Source organism: Salinicoccus halodurans (genome assembly GCF_900114445.1).
In the GTDB taxonomy this organism is placed as follows: Bacteria; Bacillota; Bacilli; order Staphylococcales; family Salinicoccaceae; genus Salinicoccus; species Salinicoccus halodurans.
Genome location: NZ_FOTB01000002.1, coordinates 77,169 through 96,089, shown reverse-complemented (window position 1 = coordinate 96,089; position 18,921 = coordinate 77,169). Strand labels below are relative to the sequence as shown.

Here is an 18,921-nt window from a genome sequence, read left to right as displayed (position 1 = left end):
TTAAAATCCTCCTAGGATGGCCTGTTCCAATATTTTAAGTCCGGCATCTCCCGATTTTTCCGGATGGAACTGGATGCCGATGATATTATCTTTTTGAGCGACCGCAGGCACCTGGGGGCCATACTCGCTCGTTGCAACGATGTCTTTGGCGTCCTCCACCATATAATTGTGTATGAAATAAACATCTTTGCCTTCCAACGCTGCTTTGCTGCTCTCCAGTGTATTCCATCCGAGATGCGGAATAACATGGGGAGTATCAATCTTGCGGACATGGCCTTTCAGCAGTCCCAGACCTTTTGCATTTCCTTCCTCGCTGGATTCGAACAACAGCTGCATACCAAGGCAGATGCCGATGATGCGTTTGGAAGCGGCAATTTCAAGCAGCGCGTCCTTTATTCCAAGTGCATTGATGGTGCCGGCGGCACTTCCGAAATGACCGACGCCCGGCAGGATGATGACATCGCAGTCTCTGAGTTCAGCAGGGTTGCCGGACAGTATATAGGGAAACTCCAATTTTTCAAGTGCATTTTTGATATTCTGGATGTTTCCCAAAGAGTAATCGACGATGCCGATCATTCAATGACACCCTTGGATGAAGGAATGCCGGATCCGCCCGGCAGAAGTGCCGCTTTAAGACTTCTGGCGAACGCTTTGAAAACCGCTTCGATTTCGTGGTGGGTGTTCCCGCCTTTGAGCAGATCGATATGCAGAGTCATCCGGCTGTTCATGCTGAGTGCATTGAAAAATTCCATGACGAGTTCCGTATCGAATGATCCGACCTTCTCTTTGGAAAATTCAGCTTGGAAGTTCAGATGAGGCCGGCCGGACAGGTCCAGTACAACACGCGCCAGCGATTCATCCATCGGGATGTATGTCGTTCCGTAGCGTTGATAGGACTGCTTTTCTGCATAGAGTTCCCGGATCAGCTGACCGAGTATGATTCCCACATCTTCAACTGTATGGTGGTCGTCGACTTCATTGTCGCCATCGGCTTCTATTTCGAGGTAGAGCTCCGAGTGGAAGCTGAGAAGTGTCAGCATGTGATCGAAAAAGCCCACATTCGTAGAGATTTTTGATTCTTTGAATGATTTTTTATCATCGAGTGAAATTGAAATCCGTGTTTCCTGTGTCGATCTTTCTTTTCTGATCATATTGGTTGCTCCATTCATTGATTAGTTTTTGCAAGCCTGCGTAATCTTCAAGTTTGATGATAGAGTAGCGGACCACATCGTTTAGCGGATCAATATGATACATTCTCGGCTGATAGCCGTTGTCCCGCAAATATTGCCCGAGAGATCTTGCATTCTCTCCGTAGGTGAAGATGAAATTGGTACTGGATTCGATGATATTCACTTTATCACCGACCGTTTCAAAAACTGCTTCAAGCCGTCTTTTTGATTCGAGCTGATAATCTGTAAATTTTCCGAGTTCAGCCCGGTCCTCAAATATTCTGGATGCCAGATTTAAAGACAGCGAGTTTACAGGATACGGGTGGTTGAGCCTGGTTATTTTCCTGAATGTTTCCCCATCTGCAATCGCCACGCCGACTCTCAGGCCGGCAATGCCGAAAATTTTGCTCAGCGTCCGTATGATGACAACATGCTCTCCTTCCGGTCTCTTGTACCGGGGCGCAAATTCGGCGTAGGCTTCATCGAGCACCAGGTAGCCGCCGGCTGATTTCACCGCTTCTGAAAGGCGTTCCAGTTCTTCATCGTCAAACAGCTGCCCCGTTGGATTATGCGGCATGGAAATCAGGAATAAAGACGGCCTTTTCTCATTGATGGTTTTTATTACCCTGTCGAAATTGAACCTGAAATTTTCATCACAGGGGATGGTATCAAATGGAGTATCCGCCTGAGCGGAGTATTCCTCGTACATGACAAAGTCGGGGGAGAGGGCCATGACTCCATTTTGTCCAAGTGTCATGATCGTCTTTTGGATCCATTCATCAGACCCGTTGGCGACTTCCACCTGATCCGGACTGATATTATAATAATCGGCGTAGAGTCGCTTGAACCGTATGATTTCATCACTCGGGTATTCATACAGGACAGTATTTCGGACGACTTCCCCGACAGCCGCCTCAGACAGCGGGGAAATCGGGCTGGTATTCCGATCCATGTGAATCATCTGATCACTCCGTTCTAATTTTCAATGATTGATAATGTGCATCCAGCTGTTCGCGTCTTGCGACCGCCATCGCCGGTTCTGCAATATCGTCAAAAGTGCTTTCTTCAAGTGAAATGACCGCATGGCTCGTCAGGAAATCGTTGACATTTAACCCGTGGCTGAAACGTCCCGTACGGTCCGTCGGCAGCACGTGGGACGGCCCCGCTGCATAGTCGCCGATGGCTTCCGGAGAGTAGTAGCCCTCAAATACCGCGCCGGCGTATTTGATATTGCGGATGATCATTTCAGAATCTTTGTGCTGGATGGAGACGTGTTCCGGAGCGATATGATTTATCAGTTCAAGAAGTTGTTCGCGCGAATCCACGACTGCGTAGTGATTATTTTCCAGGGACTTCTTTATGATTTCAACGCGTGGCTGGCTGTCTATGAGCATATTAATCCTGCTTTTGATCGTGTCGATGATTTCCTGATTTTCACTGAGCAGGAATGTGCGGGCATTCGCATCATGCTCGGATTGTGCGAAAATGTCATACACGATTGCGTCTACATTGACGTCAGAATCGATATAGATCAGGATTTCACTCGGGCCGGCAATCATATCGATCCCCACTTCGCCGAATAAAAGCCGTTTGGCCAGCGCAACGTAGTAGTTGCCCGGTCCGACGATCTTATCCACTTTTGGAATGGATTCCGTACCATAGGCCAGGGCCGCAATGGCATGGGCGCCGCCGACGGTATAGACATTTTTGACACCGCATATATGGAGCGCTGCGAAAGTGATATTATTTTCTTCGAATGTCGGTGTCACTACATGGATTTCATCCACACCGGCAACAAGGGCAGGCACTACAGTCATGAGCACGCTGGATGGATAAAGCGCCGTTCCGCCGGGTACATAGACGCCCACCTTTTCCAGCGGATGATAGACATATTTGAATTCCCCGTCATCCCGGTTCTGGTATCTGATCGTTTTCTGGTAACTTTCAATTCTTTCCCTGATCTTTTCCAGTGCCTGTTTTTCCGCCTCCGGCAGCGCATTATAACTCTCTTCCAGATGTTCTGCCGGCACTTGGAATGAGGCAGGGGAACGTCCGTCAAACTTTTCAGTGTACTGTCTGAGTGCGGCATCTTTATTCTGCCTGACTTCTTCGATGATGGCCATGACATCACCCATGCCCTCAAATCCTGCTGTCTCTGTATTATTTTGAAACACTTCCCTGAATTCCGATGCTTTCATCAGACCACCCCGATTTCCTGTAGAAATTCATATATTTCGTCTTCTTTAGTATAGAACGTCCGTTTATTCGCAATGAGCCGGGCATGGATTTCCATGATCTTTTCATATTCGATCAGACCGTTGTCTTGCAGCGTGCCGCCGGTCTGTACAATATCAACGATCGCATCAGACAGTCCGAGAAGCGGAGCCAGCTCGACAGAACCGTTGAGATGGACGAGTGATACATCCTTCTTCTTATTTTTAAAGTGTTCAAAAGCGACATTCGTATATTTTGTTGCGATGGTATTGAATGATTCCTGGCCGGGCAGGGCGGCGACAGAGAAATGACAATCGCCGAACGGCAGCTGGGAGACGTTCAGAATATTGAATTCGTCCTCTGTAATGATATCCGATCCGACGATTCCGATATCCGCGACACCACTCTCGACGTATGTCGGTACATCCGGCCCTTTGGCGAAGATGAACTTCACATTATCCACGACTGTATAAAGTGAACGTGTTTCACCGGTCAGCGCCCCGATATAATCATTCAGGTTATTTTCTTCCATATATTTGATGAAGTCTTTGAAAAGACGACCTTTGGTCAGAGCGACAGTAATCATAGGAGACCTCCATTGGACAGATTCACTGCAATGCCGAATGCACTGCTGTTGTACTCCCCGCCGCTCAACAGCGGGTAATCATGGTTCAGGAAAACCTGGAAATAAAAGCCGTTATAGTATGACTGCGGCGAGCGGAATGACAGATCCAGAATGAATTTCATGTTGTATTTTTCAAGATATCCATTCAGATGATTGAGGAACTGCATGATGTCGGTCTTCCCGAATTCCTCATTCACCAGGTGGATCTGATCACTGACTTTGGCAGTCATCAGAATGTACAGCGGGTGCTCGCCGCCAAGTTTTTTACGCAGTTCAGACAGGTTCTTTTCATAAACGAGCCTGCGTACACCAGCGTCCAGTTCGTATTTTTCGATATAAAGATCCAGGAGCTTATCATCATTGACGACGATGGACCTGAATTCCCGTCCATTCCTTTCTTCGATGAATGATAGGTGCATGTCGATGCTTTTCAGCACTTCCGCCTCAGTCGGTCCGTAAAGCTCGACCCCCGCCTGATAGAATGTTTTATAGTTCCTCACCACAGGGCCGAAGTATCCGAAGAAACGATGGCTGAGATAGTAGTTCTCATTATAATTCAGTAATGATCTCGTCCAGTCACTGCGGATTGAGAAGAGCTGCTCATTCTTTTCAAAGATGATTGTGGAAGAATGATGCCGCTTATCATCTATTTGAAAAGGCTCGGCCATATTCATATCAATCAGCTGATATCCTTCCCGGTCAAGCAGCTGGGTATAATCCTGTGCAAATTTCAGACGGTTCATAATCAATTCGTTCTTCATAGAGTGCCTCCTTTAATACTTTAGTGTGATAAAGAATAATCAATAAATAAAATAGTAACAAATAAAATAAGCGGATGCAAGACATTTCAGACAATTGATTTAACACTTTAAATAGATAAAGTGTTTTGTTATGATGGTCGTATTACTGGAGGGGATCAATATGCAGATAGATAAGTTAAAAGGAACAGAACTCGATGACCTGTTCGAAGGGATACTGAAACTCGAAAACCTGGACGACTGTTATCATTTCTTCGACGATCTGTGTACAACAAATGAACTGGTATCCTTGAAACAGCGGTTCCAGGTGGCCAAGAGGATCAAAGAAGGGCAGACATATCAGAAAGTCCAGGATGAGACCGGCGCATCCAGCGCTACAGTCTCGAGAGTGAAACGGTGTCTGGATTACGGCAGCGACGGATATCACCGGATAATAGACCGGATGGAATAAAAAAACGCAGGCAGCCGGTGAATCAGCCGCACTGCGTATGTCCCATGACTGCAGGTCATATTTCCATCACCTGAAGCGTATTCTTCATCTCCGCTTTAATATCATCCGTCTGCCATTCCCGCGGATAGCCGAGACATGCGCAAATATACGTAAGCCCATTCTGCCTGAATTGATGGCGGAAATGGACGTGCCCCATGATGCTGTATTTTATGGGGTATTTTTTATACAGCGCATCAAAGTCGGAAGTTCCGATGAATGCATTGAAATAATCAAAAAGACGATGGGGCATGGGAACCGCATATCTTTTATGTGTGACGACATGGGTCATCAGAATGATATTCCTGCCCTCTACTTTTTCCATGTCATCTTCCACTTTTTCTGCGAATATTCTGGACAGTTCCCTGTCTTGGAGTTGCCAGTCTATCTTCAGCTTATCCTGCCATGTCCCGCCGTAGAATTTACCTCTTTCGAGCTTCTCCATACTGAAACGTTCGTCTGCATAAGTATAGTCATACCAGCCGCTGTGTCCGACAATCGCCCAGTCGTCATTAATGATGTAGGGTGTTTCCAGAAGACTGCCCGGCATATTTTTGTAGAATTCATAAACTTCTCTCGTCGTTTTTTCGTCCTCTTCCCTGAGCCAGTAGTCATGGTTTCCCGGTACAAACAGGATTTCAACGTTTGTAAGATTGGTCATGTTCTTTAAAAAATCTGCCGTCATCTTATAGTGGCTCGAGACATCTCCAGCAATAAGAAGCAGGTCCAGTTTCTGTGACTTCACTTCTTTTGCGAGCACTTCTTCGTATGTGTTTTTGCCAATATTTCCCCGATCGATGTGCAGATCGGAAATAATGCCTATTTTCATAATGAATCTCTCCGTCTTCCTATTATTAACCTTAATATTATCATTCTGAGCTTCAAATGCCATTTCGGACAGTTCTGTTGACGATGTAAAGAGCTGTCGTTATACTGATAACCATTCCTATTGTCGAGGTATGAATTGGATGGCTTATATAAAAAATTATTTTCAGGAGGTGCAGCATGTCAGAAGATATTATCAGAGTGGCGGTAAAAGAAGATGCGGAGGAATTCCTGACTCTGATGCAGTCAGCATTTAAACCGCTCAAAGACCTGGGGATTGAATGGCCGTCTGTGAATGTCGGATTGAAAGAGGTCACTGACAACATAATGAATTCGACCGCCTATGTTCTGGAGCGTGACGGTGAACTCATTTCTACGATAACGATACGTTTCCCGTGGGATGGAGATATAAATGTTTCAGGATATCCTTTTCTCTGGTGGTTTGCGACCAAACCGGAATACAAGGGGCAGGGTAAAGGAGATAAACTGCTTACTTATGTTGAAGAGGCAATTTTAAGGGATACTGTAAAAGCGCCTGCTGTTGTGCTCGGAACTTCGCTGAAGTTCCATCCATGGCTGAGGGGCATCTATGAAAGAAGAGGATACGAACTCTATTTTGAACATGAGCAGGAATATGGAGACATAGATGGTTTGATGCATAAAGTACTCATTCCTGAGCGATTCGATAAGAGGGTCCTGGGCGTACCCATATTGGATGAGGAATAGAAAAATGCCCGGGATCATTACCATCCCGGGCATTTTTGATGAATTTTATCGGATTATTTATGCAAAGAAACCGACAATTGTCGCTGTAAGCAGACTTACAAGGGAAGCACCATAGACGAGTTTCAGGCCGAATTTTGCAACTTTGTCTCCGCTTTCGTTATGGAGGCCTTTAACAGAACCTGCAATGATGCCGATACTTGAGAAGTTGGCGAATGAAACAAGGAATACGGAGATCATTGCCTGTGTCTTCTCACTGAACTGATCTGCGACCGTTGTATAATCGAGCATCGCAACGAATTCATTTGTAATAAGCTTTGTTGCCATAAGAGCTCCGGCCTGCTGTGCTTCAGACCAGGGAATTCCGATGAGGAATGCAATCGGCATGAAGATATAGCCGAGAACATCCTGGAATGTAATGCTCATTCCAGGGATGAGCAGGAATGCCTGGTTCAAAATTGCAATCAGGGCGATGTAACCGATCAGCATTGCTGCAACAGTCATTGCCACTTTGGCGCCGTCCATGATGTAGTCGCCGAGGATCTGGAAGAAAGATTTGCCATCATCCGGGCTTTCTCCGATATCAGTGGCTTCTTCCTCCTCCTCAGTCAGTGTATAAGGGTTGATGACGTGAACGATGACATAGGCACCGAACAGGTTGAGCACAATCGCTGCCACCACATACTGCGGTTCCAGCATCGTCATATATGCTCCGACGATGGATAATGAAACAGAACCCATGGATTGTGCGGAAAGTGTGTACAATCTGTGGGTTGTAAGTTTCGGAAGCTGGTTTTTCAGGGAAATGAATACTTCGGATTGCCCAAGAATCATGGAAGCTGCACCGTTGTAGGATTCAAGATAACCCATGCCTGTGATTTTGGTCAGCAGGATTCCCATTCCGCGGATGACCAGCGGAAGAATCTTTGTAAACTGCAGAATCCCGATCAATGCTGAAATTACAATGATAGGTAAAAGGACATTAAAGAAGAATACATTTGCGGGACTGCCGTCCTCAAGGGTTGTCAGATCCCCCATTACGAATGCGACTCCTTCTGCTGCGAAGCCGAGCAGAACATTAAATCCATCAGCAAGAACGCCGATGACTGCCTGTCCTGCACCTGTGGAAAGCAGCAGGAAGGCGAATAACAGCTGAATGACGAGAAGAACGAGAATGTTTTTCCAGTTTTTGAAGGCAAGTCTACGGTTGCTGCTGGCGAGCCATGCTAAAAACAGTGTAAAAGCAATACCGATAATGCCCAGTAGAATACTCAATACGGTCACCTCATAGTTTTTTATTTACATATGTATCATGTCTATTATGTGCGTTTTTTGTCTGGTTGTAAAATGCTCCCTAGTTATTATAATGCGAACGTTTACAGAAATAAAGGGAGAATTTATAAAACTTTCCATTTGCCTTATTTTAAATGAGATTATATAATTATAGTCAAAGAAGGTCAAAAGAGGTGATGAAATGCGTAACATGTCGGACATCATCGAACAATATTTGAAACAGCTGATCCAGGATTCCGGCGGTGAAGTTGTTGAGATAAAAAGGGCACATATTGCAGAAAAATTTGATTGCGTTCCTTCTCAGCTGAACTATGTCATCAAGACACGCTTTACTAATGAGCATGGTTACACCGTAGAAAGCAAGCGCGGCGGCGGAGGGTATATAAGGATTACCAAGGTGGAAACGCATTCCAAGACGGAATATCTTGCTCATTTAAAGAAACTCATCGGTGATGGTGTATCAGAACAAAATGCAAACCGTCTTGTACAGTCGATGTTTGAAAATGAAGTCATTACTATAAAAGAAGCAAAAATCATAAATGCTGCAGTGGAGCGGGAAACACTGATGCTGGAGCTTCCGTTTCGTGATACATTAAGAGCGAGTATTCTCAGAAGAATCATAGACGTTATTCTATACAGCGAGGAGTGAGCGGATGAAATGCGAATCTTGCAACGTGCGTGAAGCGACGATTCATATTACTAAAGGCAGCGGGTTGGATAAATCGGAGAAGTTCTTGTGTGAGCAATGTGCAAATGCCTCATTTGAGAGTGACTTCAGTTATCCGGATGATTCATTTAACATCCATCAATTGCTGAAATCACTTTCCCAGCAGCAGTCGATGCATCAACAGCAGGGAAAGCAAAAAGAATGTGAGACGTGCGGTTCGACTATTGATACAATTGTGAAGAACGGAAAATTCGGTTGTCCGGACTGCTATACTACATTTGATAGACAGGTGCCTGAAATCATCGCGCGTGTCCAGGCGCACCAGACAGAGCATATCGGCAAAGTGCCGAAAAAGTCCCGTTCACAGATAAAGGTCAAGAAACAGATTGAAACGTTGAAAATGAAACTGTCGGAACTCATAGAATCCCAGGAGTTCGAAGAAGCGGCAGTGATCCGTGATGAAATAAGAGAATTGGAAAAGGCAGGTGGAATGGATGGCGCAGAATAATGTGAGTCCCTGGATTGAAAATGCCGCCGAGGCCCCTGTTGAAATGTCTGCAAGAATAAGGCTTGCGAGAAACATCAGACACATTCCTTTTCCACACATGGTGAGGGATGGTGATGCGCTGGACGAAGTGCTTGAAAAGTTGGGTGCGGCATTTGATGAGTATCAGAAAGTCTCCATGAATATGCTTAAGTTTGAAGACAAGGCGCTGCTTGTAGAAAAGCATCTGATCAGCCCGCTTTTTACGAGACAGGGACTTCACAGTTACATCAACGAAGAGGAATCAGTTTCCATCATGGTCAATGAAGAGGATCACATCCGCATCCAGACGATGGGCGCGGGAATCCCCATACAGGATCTGTACAGAGAAGCTGAAGCGATAGATGAATCTCTGGAAGATGTGGTGGATTATGCGTTTGATGAAAACTTTGGATATTTGACTGCATGCCCGACCAATGTGGGCACAGGAATGCGAGCATCCATCATGCTTCACCTGCCGGCTTTGACACTCGGGAGGAAAATTGAACGCCTTTCAGGCAATTTAAACCGTTTTGGATTCACGTTAAGAGGTATATATGGAGAAGGGTCCGTCCCTCTCGGCCAGATATATCAATTGTCGAATCAGCTCACACTGGGACAGACGGAAGAGGAAATCATCCAGAACCTGGATGAGCTGAAATCGCAGATCATCGAAGAGGAACTCGAGATGCGCTCGCGCTTACAAAGCGAACATCTTCTTGAAGTAAAAGATTCAGTACACCGTTCGTACGGGATATTGAAGCATGCATATAAAATGTCTTTAAAAGAAGCTGCCAAATGCCTGAGTGATGTCAAACTGGGCATTGACCTGGGAGTTTTGGAACAGAAGAATTTCAAATTCCAGAAATGGATCCAGCTGATCCAGCCGGCTTTTCTGAAAATGAGACTTAATGAACAGCATAAACACTATACATCTCTTGAACAGGCGGTTGATGAAGAACGTGCAACGCTTATGAGAGAGTTATCAGGAGGGAAATAATATGCTATTTGGCAGATTGACAGAACGTGCACAAAAAGTCCTTGCATACGCGCAGGAAGAAGCGATTAGCCTAAAACATTCGAACATTGGTACGGAGCACCTGCTCCTGGGTCTTGTTAAAGAAAACGAAGGTATAGCAGCAAAAGTCCTGGAATCATTCAATATTACAGAAGACAAGGTGAAAGAAGAGGTATTCAACCTTATAAATGAGGGATCCGAGTCCTCTTCTTCCATCCATTACACGCCAAGGGCAAAGAAAGTCATCGAACTTTCAATGGACGAAGCAAGAAAACTGCATCATAATTTTGTCGGCACTGAACATCTGCTTCTGGGACTGATCCGTGAAAGTGAAGGCGTCGCTGCGCGTGTATTATCAAACTTGGATCTGAATATTACCAAAGCACGTGCTGCAGTGATCAAGATGCTTGGAAATCCGGATTCACTGCAACAAAAAGACAATATGAAAAAAGACCATAATACACCAACGCTGGATTCGCTGGCGCGTGATCTGACACAGATTGCACGCGATGACATGCTGGATCCTGTAATAGGACGTTCCAGCGAAATCACACGTGTAATTGAAGTGCTGAGCAGAAGAACGAAAAACAACCCGGTATTGATCGGTGAACCAGGTGTCGGTAAAACGGCCATCGCCGAAGGGCTGGCACAGCAGATCGTTAAAAATGAAGTGCCTGAAACACTCAAAGATAAGCGTGTCATGTCGCTGGATATGGGTACCGTGGTTGCAGGTACCAAATACCGCGGTGAATTTGAAGAGCGCATGAAAAAAGTTATGGAAGAAATCCACAAAGCAGGCAACGTAGTGCTGTTCATCGACGAGCTGCACACACTTATCGGTGCCGGCGGCGCTGAAGGTGCAATCGATGCGTCCAACATCCTTAAACCGGCGCTCGCCCGCGGTGAAATGCAGTGTATCGGCGCGACGACACTGGAAGAGTACCGCAAGCATATCGAGAAGGATGCAGCACTGGAACGCCGTTTCCAGCCGGTGCAGGTCGACGAGCCTAATGTGGAAGACGCAATGCTTATCCTTAAAGGACTTCGTGACCGTTATGAAGCACACCACAGAATAACAATCACCGACGAAGCGGTGGAGGCTGCTGTAACAATGAGTGACCGTTATGTACAGGACAGGTTCCTGCCGGACAAAGCAATCGATCTCATAGACGAGGCGTCCTCCAAAGTAAGGCTGAGAAGCTATACTTCCCCGCCCGATTTGAAAGATCTTGAAAACAAACTTGAGGAAATTAAAAAAGAGAAGAACGCCGCGGTTCAGAGCCAGGAGTTTGAAGCAGCGGCGAATTTCCGTGATCAGCAGACAAAGCTTGAAAAAGAGCTCGAAGACCGTGAAAACAATTGGAAGAAAGAGCAGGGCCAATCTTCACAATCTGTGACCAGAAGTGACATTGAACTTGTCATCAGCAGCATAACGGGCATACCATTGTCCAAGATTGCTGAAGAGGAGTCGGAAAAACTGCTGAATCTTGAATCTCTCCTTCACAACAGGGTGATTGGTCAAAAGGATGCGATTGGATCCATCTCCAAAGCGGTCAGGCGTGCACGCGCAGGTCTTAAAAATCCTAAACGCCCAATAGGAAGCTTCATCTTCCTGGGGCCTACAGGCGTTGGTAAAACCGAGCTTGCCAGAGCGCTGAGTGAAGCGATGTTCGGTGAAGAAGACGCAATGATCCGCGTTGATATGAGTGAGTATATGGAAAAACATTCCGTGTCGAGACTTGTCGGTTCCCCTCCGGGTTATGTAGGTTATGATGACGGCGGACAGCTTACTGAAAAAGTGAGAAGAAAACCTTATTCACTCATCCTGTTCGACGAGATTGAAAAAGCACATCCTGATGTATTCAACATGCTGCTGCAGGTGCTTGATGACGGACGTCTGACAGATTCCAACGGACGTACTGTGGACTTCCGCAATACGATCATCGTCATGACATCCAACATAGGTGCTCAGGAACTAAAAGATCAGAAATTCGCAGGGTTCGGTACGACAGAAAATGTGAGGGATTATGATACCGTCAGAAATACAATGATGAAAGAACTGAAAAACACATTCCGCCCGGAATTCATCAACCGTGTTGACGACATCATTGTTTTCCACAGCCTTGAAAAAGAGCATCTGAAAGAGATCGTATCACTCATGATCGATCAGCTTAAAACGAGACTTGGTGAGCAGGAAATCCATCTTGAAGTGACGGAAGCGGCAAAAGAAAAAATTGCTGACGACGGTTATGATCCAGAGTACGGCGCAAGGCCGCTCGCACGTTCCATCCAGCGTCATATCGAAGACAGATTGAGTGAGTCACTCCTGTCCGGGGAACAGCTGGAAGAAAGAGTTGTAACGATCGACTACAAAGATGATGAATTTGCTATTCGGACTGAAGAGAAAGAAGCAATTGAAAAATAAATAAAAAGCGGGTTCCGATTTTTCGGAATCCGCTTTTTATTCGGGTTTGAACAATTGATGAAAATCAGTTTGGTTTCTTTGAGAACGGTTCTAATCCGTATCCTTTCCAAGCCTGACGAATCGGACGTGCTCGAGAAGAGTGGTCTGGATATTGCCATCCCTGTCTTTTTCGAGCAGTCTGAGCTCCTGGCTGAAGGTGCCGCCGACAGGAATGATCATTTTTCCTTCCGGAGCAAGCTGAGAGATGAGGGTTTCTGGTAATTTCTCTGCAGCCGCTGTGACCATGATCCTGTCATAAGGAGCATTTTCTTCCCAGCCCTGGCTGCCGTCCCCCAGATGAAAATGGATGTTGGTATATCCTTCCTTATCAAGTCTTTCCCTGGCTTTATTGTGAAGGGTTTCGATCCTTTCGACTGTATAGACGTTTTTTGAGAATTTTGCCAGAAGAGCGGTCTGAAAGCCGGATCCTGTACCGATTTCCAGCACTTTGCTGTCATTTTCAAGATCCAGATGCAGTGTCATATTCAACACGAGTGAAGGTTGGGAGATGGTCTGACCATGTCCGATCGGAAACGGTCTGTCCATGTTTGCTGCATCTTTATAGTCGTCCATGTATCTTCCCCGGTCCAAGCTGCGGAAAAATGCAGTGATTTCCTCTTTTGAATATTTCATGAAAACTCACCTGCCTTTTTATGCAAGTACCCGGAATGATATAAAATAATACACCGTTTGAGAGTAGTATGGGGTATCTGGTGACCGTCCTGCGTTCACTTATATCGGACAATGCTGCTGAATCCCCCGTTTTCATGAAATATTCCAGCCATATGAATAGTGCATGCTTTAAAATCATGCTGAATAGTAATACAATAGTAATAATAAACAAAAATAAAATTGGAGGAATTGTGCCTGATGGCTAAAGCAAAAAACGTATTCGAATGTATGGCCTGCGGTTATGAATCACCGAAATGGGCAGGGAAATGTCCCAACTGCGGCGCCTGGAACCAGATGGAAGAAAAACTGGTCCATAAAGAGACCACTGGCAGGGGAACATTCGGTAAACCTGAACAGCAGGAGCGGCAGCGCAGCCGGAAGCTCGACCGTGTCAAACAGAGTCATACGCCAAGGACACTTACCCAGAGCGGCGAGTTCGACCGTGTGCTTGGCGGCGGTATTGTGGACGGTTCACTGATACTCATCGGCGGAGACCCCGGCATTGGTAAATCTACAATTTTACTGCAGACTGCTTTGAAATTATCTGAAGAACATGAAGTGCTTTATGTTTCTGGTGAGGAATCACTCGAGCAGATAAAATTACGGGCTGACCGTCTGCTTGAAGCAAGTGATAATCTTAATGTATACAGTGAAACGAACCTCTTCCATATCCACGATGAAATCAAAAATACCAAACCCGATTTTCTCATCATTGACTCCATACAGACAATATTCCATCCGGATGTCACAAGTGCCCCGGGCAGTGTCTCCCAAGTCCGTGAATGTACACAAAGCCTTATGAATATCGCAAAGAGCGGCAATATTGCAACGTTCATCGTCGGCCATGTGACGAAGGAAGGTCAGATAGCCGGTCCGAGGATGCTGGAGCATATGGTGGACACAGTGCTCTATTTCGAAGGGGACCAGCATCATACCTATCGTATTCTAAGGGCAGTCAAAAACCGTTTCGGTTCAACGAACGAAATGGGCATGTTCGAAATGAAGAACGTCGGCCTTGCGGAAGTATTGAATCCGTCGGAAATCTTTTTGGAGGAGCGTTCCAAAAACGTACCGGGTTCAGCGATTGTTGCAACAATGGAAGGAACACGGGCGATGCTTGTGGAAGTGCAGGCCCTCGTCACACCCACGCATTTCCATAACCCGAGGCGGATGGCGACGGGGATAGATCACAACCGGCTGTCGCTTCTCATGGCGGTGCTGGAGAAAAGCGAAGGGCTGCTCATGCAGCAGCACGATGCCTATATCAAAGTTGCCGGCGGTGGGAAGCTGGAAGAGCCGGCGGTGGACTTGAGCATCATTGTCAGCATCGCATCGAGCTTCAAAGGTGCAGCCGTACGCGGCGACGACTGTTTCATCGGTGAAGTCGGACTGACCGGTGAGGTAAGAAGAGTAACGAAAATTGACCAGAGATTGATCGAAGCGGCGAAACTCGGATTTAAACGCGCAATCATTCCGTCTTCGAATATGAAGGGGCTGGATGTCCCTGATGGGATTGAAGTCATCGGTGCGCGCACGTTGAAGGATGCCTTGAAAGCGGCAGTGAAATAAAATCATAAGGAGGTGAAGTCAGTATGCTGAAATATCTGTTATATGTACTTTATTTTCTTATAGGGATTTCACTCGGAGTCTGGCTGTTCCCGGAACTGGTTCAGGTACTCCCGTTGGCTGTGCCCGCGATAATAGGCAATGTTCTTGTGTATGGCATCGTCGGAGGCCTGCTTTTCCTGCTGCTGTTCCTTTGGACAGTGCCGAAATTTGAATCGCTCATAAGAAAAGGCGAAGGGCTGATCATGAACCGCAACCTTTCGGAAATCGTATTTGCCACTTTGGGAATGGTCATAGGACTTTTAATTGCCGTCTTAATTTCATTGTTGATAAACACTATGGACATCCCGATTTTTGGTGATATCATTCCGTTCGTCCTTGCTGTCGTCCTGGGCTATCTCGGTTTTCAGATCGGTCTTAAGAAAATCAGTGAAGTGCTCGATCTTTTCCCGAGAGGCAATGCCGGAAAAGAGACCGGCGAAGCGTTCCGGGGCCAGAAGAAATTTCTTGATACGAGCGCGATTATAGATGGTAGAATAGTGGATGTGATGAAAACAGGATTTGTTGAAGGCGAGCTTGTCATCCCGCAGTTCGTGCTGGATGAACTTCAGCTCATTGCAGATGCAACAGATCCGATAAAGCGTGATAAGGGTCAGCGTGGACTCGATATGCTCAATGCTTTGCAGGATTTGAGCAAAAACGTTAATATCATGCCCGTTACCTATGAAAAACTGGATGTGGACCATCAGTTGATAGAACTGGCAAAAGCGGAAAAAGGCGCCATCATCACGACAGACTACAATCTCAACAAGATCTGCCAGCTTCATCAGATCAAAGTACTCAACGTCAATGAACTTTCAGACGCGATTAAAATGGTCGTCATACAGGGTGACTCGTTCAATCTGCTTGTATCAAAAGCGGGTAAAGAGGAAAATCAGGGCGTTGGTTATCTGAAAGATGGTACAATGGTTGTTGTAGAAGAAGGGAAATCATTGATTAACCAGACGGTCACCATTGAAGTGACAAGCGTGCTTCAAACAAATTCAGGTCGAATTATTTTTGCTAAGAAAGCGAGAAAGAAATGAAATATACAGCAATAATTCCAGCTGCGGGAATGGGCAGTCGTATGGGAATTAATTTTAATAAAATATTCATCAAAATCGGAGAGACACCGATTATTCGTATGACTGTCGAGAAGTTTCAAAATGACCCCAACTGTGAAGCGGTTCATCTCGCTGGAAGAGAAGGTGAAATTGACAGCCTTCATGAAATGCTGGCCGGTCTTTCCAAAGTGAAAGGGATTCATATCGGCGGAGCAGAACGGCAGGACAGTATTTTTAATGCCCTGAAGGCGCTCTCCCCGACAGATTATGTATTTATCCATGATGGGGCACGGCCATTTGTCAGACAGGAAACGCTGAGTGCCCTGTCTGAGGCAGTCGTGAAAAATGATTCTGTAATCTGTGGTGTGAAACCGAAAGATACGCTCAAGATGATTTCAGACAATCAGGTGCAGGAGACGGTTGATAGGGAGAATGTAATAATCGTTCATACACCCCAGGCTTTCCGCTACGATCTGATCATGGACGCACATGAAAATGCTGCTGAACAGAATCTCGCAGTCACAGATGACTCGATGATGATGGAAGCGCTGGGTTACCGGGTGCATGTCGTTCCGTCAAGCTATGATAATATTAAGATAACTACAGAAGAAGATCTAAAAGTTGCTGAATCCATTCTGAAGAAAGAGAGTGAATTAGATGTTTAGAATTGGCCACGGTTTTGATGTCCACGCTTTCGCAGAGGGGAGGCCTCTTATCATCGGAGGGATTGAAATCCCGCATGAGCTTGGATTGAAAGGCCACTCGGATGCCGACGTTCTGCTGCATACAATGGCGGATGCCATCCTCGGTGCACTGGCGCTTGGGGACATCGGCAAGTTTTTCCCTGACACGGATGAGGCGTACAAGGATATGGATTCTAAAGTGCTGCTGTCTGAAGTTGTGGATATGATGGAACGAAAAGGATACAGGCTCGGTAACATTGATGCTGTGATCATGGCTGAAAAACCGAAGTTCAGACCTTATATAGATGAGATGCGGCAAGTCTCCGCTTCTCTTTTGAAGACGGATTTAAGCAATGTTAATATTAAGGCGACTACTACAGAAAAGCTTGGTTTTACCGGCAGAGGCGAAGGTATCGCATCTGAAGCGGTCGTCCTACTTGAAAAATGGAGGAATCATAATGGATAAAGTCAGAGTAAGATATGCGCCAAGTCCAACGGGATATCTGCACATCGGCAACGCGAGATCTGCACTGTTCAACTACTTATTTGCACGTCACCACGGCGGGGATTTCATCATCCGCATCGAGGACACTGACAAAGCGAGAAATGTGGAAACGGGAGAGGAATCCCAACTTCACTATTTGAAATGGCTTGGACTTGAATGGGACGAGGGTGTCGATCAGGATGGCGGTTACGGACCGTATCGCCAATCCGAACGCGGACATATTTATGATCCGCTCGTGCAGCAGCTACTGGATGAAGATAAAGCGTACCGCTGCTATATGACTTCTGAGGAACTGGAAGCTGAACGTGAAGCGCAGATCGCCCGTGGTGAGATGCCGCGTTACGGCGGACAACATGCCAATCTGAGTGCGGAAGAGGAGCAGGCGCTGATTGACGAAGGCAGGGAGCCGAGCATCAGGCTCCGTGTGCCGAAAGACAAGACCTACACATTCAATGATATTGTCAAAGGCGAGGTTTCGTTTGAATCCAATGGCATCGGTGACTGGGTCATCGTGAAAAAAGATGGTGTGCCGACTTACAACTTCGCGGTGGTTGTGGATGACCATTACATGGAAATCTCACATGTTCTTCGCGGGGATGATCATATTTCCAATACTCCCAAACAACAGATGGTCTATGAAGCTTTCGGCTGGGAAGAACCTAAGTTCGGCCATATGACGCTGATTGTCAACGAAGATAAGAAAAAGCTGTCGAAACGTGATGGTTCAATCATCCAGTTTATCGAGCAGTACAAAGATCTGGGTTATCTGCCTGAAGCGCTTTTCAACTTCATTGCGCTGCTCGGCTGGACGCCGGAAGGGGAAGAGGAAATCTTCTCCAAGGAAGAATTCATCGAGTTGTTTGATGAAAAACGTCTGTCCAAATCTCCTGCATTCTTCGATAAGCAGAAACTGACGTGGATCAACAACCAGTACATGAAAGAAAAGGATACCGAAACCGTATTTGAAATGGCGTTGCCACATCTGATAAAAGAAGGACTTATCGAGGAGAATGCATCTGAAGCTGAAATGGACTGGGCGCGTAAGCTTGTGGCGCTCTACCAGGAACAGATGAGTTTTGCCGGCGAAATCACAACACTTTCCGAGCAGTTCTTCAAAGAGGATATCGAGTTTGACGAAGCGGCAAATGCAGTGATCTCAGACGAGCACATACCGGAATTGATGACGGCACTCCATGCACGCTTCAGTGAACTGGAGGACTTCTCACCTGAACAGATCAAAGCTGCAATCAAAGATGTCCAGAAATCCACCGGGTATAAAGGCAAGAAGCTCTTCATGCCGATCCGTGTGGCTGTGACCGGCCAGACAAGAGGACCGGAACTTCCGGATACAATTTCCCTGATCGGCAAAGAGAAGACGCTCGAACGCATCGCAAAACTCAAGTGATCAGACAAACATCTTGCGGGCGGGATGCATATGGCTTATGATAAAGACGATATAGGGACCAGGAGTATGGTCATTGGCGGAAAACAGAGATTGTCCGGGTGCTGAAAGGATAACCGCTCACTGATCAGAATTGCACTCTATATATAATTTTATAATCTAAAGTGCAGATGGCTTTTCAGTTTGCAAACAGAGTGGAACCGTGCAGCTCGCGCCTCTGTCCT

20 protein-coding genes are annotated in these 18,921 nt (G+C 46.2%); 11 read left to right on the top strand and 9 right to left on the bottom strand.

The features are described 5' to 3' along the window. From hisH to BM271_RS04715, 6 genes are read right to left on the bottom strand one after another with little or no spacing between them, the layout of a single operon-like run. Nucleotides 1-576, bottom strand: coding sequence for an imidazole glycerol phosphate synthase subunit HisH (hisH, locus tag BM271_RS04740; protein WP_046791292.1), 576 nt, complete (start codon nt 574-576; stop codon nt 1-3). Continuing rightward, nucleotides 573-1,151 carry an imidazoleglycerol-phosphate dehydratase HisB gene (gene hisB, locus BM271_RS04735; protein ID WP_046791291.1) on the bottom strand — a complete coding sequence of 193 codons (579 nt, stop codon included), beginning with the start codon at nt 1,149-1,151 and terminating at the stop codon, nt 573-575. The genes hisH and hisB overlap by 4 nt, the downstream gene beginning before the upstream one ends. Beyond that, on the bottom strand, nt 1,096-2,130 hold the full coding sequence (locus tag BM271_RS04730; RefSeq protein WP_046791290.1) for a pyridoxal phosphate-dependent aminotransferase: 1,035 nt from the start codon (nt 2,128-2,130) through the stop codon (nt 1,096-1,098). The genes hisB and BM271_RS04730 overlap by 56 nt, the downstream gene beginning before the upstream one ends. 4 nt (nt 2,131-2,134) lie before the next feature. After that, on the bottom strand, nt 2,135-3,367 hold the full coding sequence (hisD, locus tag BM271_RS04725) for a histidinol dehydrogenase (RefSeq protein ID WP_046791289.1): 1,233 nt from the start codon (nt 3,365-3,367) through the stop codon (nt 2,135-2,137). Further along, on the bottom strand, nt 3,367-3,969 hold the full coding sequence (hisG, locus tag BM271_RS04720; protein WP_046791288.1) for an ATP phosphoribosyltransferase: 603 nt from the start codon (nt 3,967-3,969) through the stop codon (nt 3,367-3,369). The genes hisD and hisG overlap by 1 nt, the downstream gene beginning before the upstream one ends. After that, entirely contained in the window at nt 3,966-4,769 is an 804-nt protein-coding gene (locus BM271_RS04715; protein ID WP_046791287.1) for an ATP phosphoribosyltransferase regulatory subunit, read from the bottom strand. Before BM271_RS04715 ends, hisG begins: the two co-directional genes overlap by 4 nt. 160 nt (nt 4,770-4,929) lie before the next feature. Between BM271_RS04715 and BM271_RS04710 the strand changes: the two genes are divergently transcribed. Next, the gene (locus tag BM271_RS04710; RefSeq protein WP_046791286.1) at nt 4,930-5,217 is read left to right on the top strand and encodes a YerC/YecD family TrpR-related protein; all 288 of its coding nucleotides are present in this window, start codon (nt 4,930-4,932) and stop codon (nt 5,215-5,217) included. Nucleotides 5,218-5,272: 55 nt separating this feature from the next. On the opposite strand, the gene BM271_RS04705 is transcribed toward BM271_RS04710, so the two are convergent. Beyond that, complete coding sequence (locus BM271_RS04705; RefSeq protein WP_046791285.1) at nt 5,273-6,082, bottom strand: metallophosphoesterase; 810 nt, start codon at nt 6,080-6,082, stop codon at nt 5,273-5,275. Between the two features lie 176 nt (nt 6,083-6,258). Here BM271_RS04705 and BM271_RS04700 point away from each other — a divergent pair, with 176 nt between their 5' ends. Further along, nucleotides 6,259-6,804 (top strand): GNAT family N-acetyltransferase, encoded by a 546-nt coding sequence (locus BM271_RS04700; protein WP_046791284.1) that lies wholly within the window; start codon nt 6,259-6,261, stop codon nt 6,802-6,804. Between the two features lie 57 nt (nt 6,805-6,861). On the opposite strand, the gene BM271_RS04695 is transcribed toward BM271_RS04700, so the two are convergent. Then, nucleotides 6,862-8,076: a NupC/NupG family nucleoside CNT transporter gene (locus tag BM271_RS04695; protein WP_046791283.1), complete on the bottom strand. Its 1,215-nt coding sequence runs from the start codon at nt 8,074-8,076 to the stop codon at nt 6,862-6,864. 199 nt (nt 8,077-8,275) lie between these two features. Here BM271_RS04695 and BM271_RS04690 point away from each other — a divergent pair, with 199 nt between their 5' ends. Genes BM271_RS04690 through BM271_RS04675 form a run of 4 tightly spaced genes read left to right on the top strand, consistent with a single transcriptional unit; the run spans nt 8,276 to nt 12,727 of the window. Next, complete coding sequence (locus BM271_RS04690; protein ID WP_046791282.1) at nt 8,276-8,743, top strand: CtsR family transcriptional regulator; 468 nt, start codon at nt 8,276-8,278, stop codon at nt 8,741-8,743. 4 nt (nt 8,744-8,747) lie between these two features. After that, complete coding sequence (locus BM271_RS04685) at nt 8,748-9,269, top strand: UvrB/UvrC motif-containing protein (RefSeq protein ID WP_046791281.1); 522 nt, start codon at nt 8,748-8,750, stop codon at nt 9,267-9,269. Next, on the top strand, nt 9,256-10,284 hold the full coding sequence (locus tag BM271_RS04680; RefSeq protein WP_046791280.1) for a protein arginine kinase: 1,029 nt from the start codon (nt 9,256-9,258) through the stop codon (nt 10,282-10,284). Before BM271_RS04685 ends, BM271_RS04680 begins: the two co-directional genes overlap by 14 nt. A gap of 1 nt (nt 10,285) precedes the next feature. Next, the gene (locus BM271_RS04675) at nt 10,286-12,727 is read left to right on the top strand and encodes an ATP-dependent Clp protease ATP-binding subunit (protein WP_046791279.1); all 2,442 of its coding nucleotides are present in this window, start codon (nt 10,286-10,288) and stop codon (nt 12,725-12,727) included. A gap of 90 nt (nt 12,728-12,817) precedes the next feature. On the opposite strand, the gene BM271_RS04670 is transcribed toward BM271_RS04675, so the two are convergent. Beyond that, nucleotides 12,818-13,399 (bottom strand): protein-L-isoaspartate(D-aspartate) O-methyltransferase, encoded by a 582-nt coding sequence (locus BM271_RS04670; RefSeq protein ID WP_074924540.1) that lies wholly within the window; start codon nt 13,397-13,399, stop codon nt 12,818-12,820. Between the two features lie 237 nt (nt 13,400-13,636). Here BM271_RS04670 and radA point away from each other — a divergent pair, with 237 nt between their 5' ends. From radA to gltX, 5 genes are read left to right on the top strand one after another with little or no spacing between them, the layout of a single operon-like run. After that, nucleotides 13,637-15,007 carry a DNA repair protein RadA gene (radA, locus tag BM271_RS04665; protein ID WP_046791278.1) on the top strand — a complete coding sequence of 457 codons (1,371 nt, stop codon included), beginning with the start codon at nt 13,637-13,639 and terminating at the stop codon, nt 15,005-15,007. A gap of 23 nt (nt 15,008-15,030) precedes the next feature. Beyond that, nucleotides 15,031-16,089: a PIN/TRAM domain-containing protein gene (locus tag BM271_RS04660; RefSeq protein ID WP_046791277.1), complete on the top strand. Its 1,059-nt coding sequence runs from the start codon at nt 15,031-15,033 to the stop codon at nt 16,087-16,089. Then, entirely contained in the window at nt 16,086-16,772 is a 687-nt protein-coding gene (gene ispD, locus BM271_RS04655) for a 2-C-methyl-D-erythritol 4-phosphate cytidylyltransferase (protein WP_046791276.1), read from the top strand. The genes BM271_RS04660 and ispD overlap by 4 nt, the downstream gene beginning before the upstream one ends. Then, on the top strand, nt 16,765-17,256 hold the full coding sequence (ispF, locus tag BM271_RS04650; protein WP_046791275.1) for a 2-C-methyl-D-erythritol 2,4-cyclodiphosphate synthase: 492 nt from the start codon (nt 16,765-16,767) through the stop codon (nt 17,254-17,256). Before ispD ends, ispF begins: the two co-directional genes overlap by 8 nt. Further along, a complete protein-coding gene (gene gltX / locus BM271_RS04645) occupies nt 17,249-18,700 on the top strand; it encodes a glutamate--tRNA ligase (protein WP_046791274.1) in 1,452 nt (483 codons plus the stop codon). Before ispF ends, gltX begins: the two co-directional genes overlap by 8 nt. The last annotated feature ends 221 nt before the right edge of the window (nt 18,701-18,921 follow it).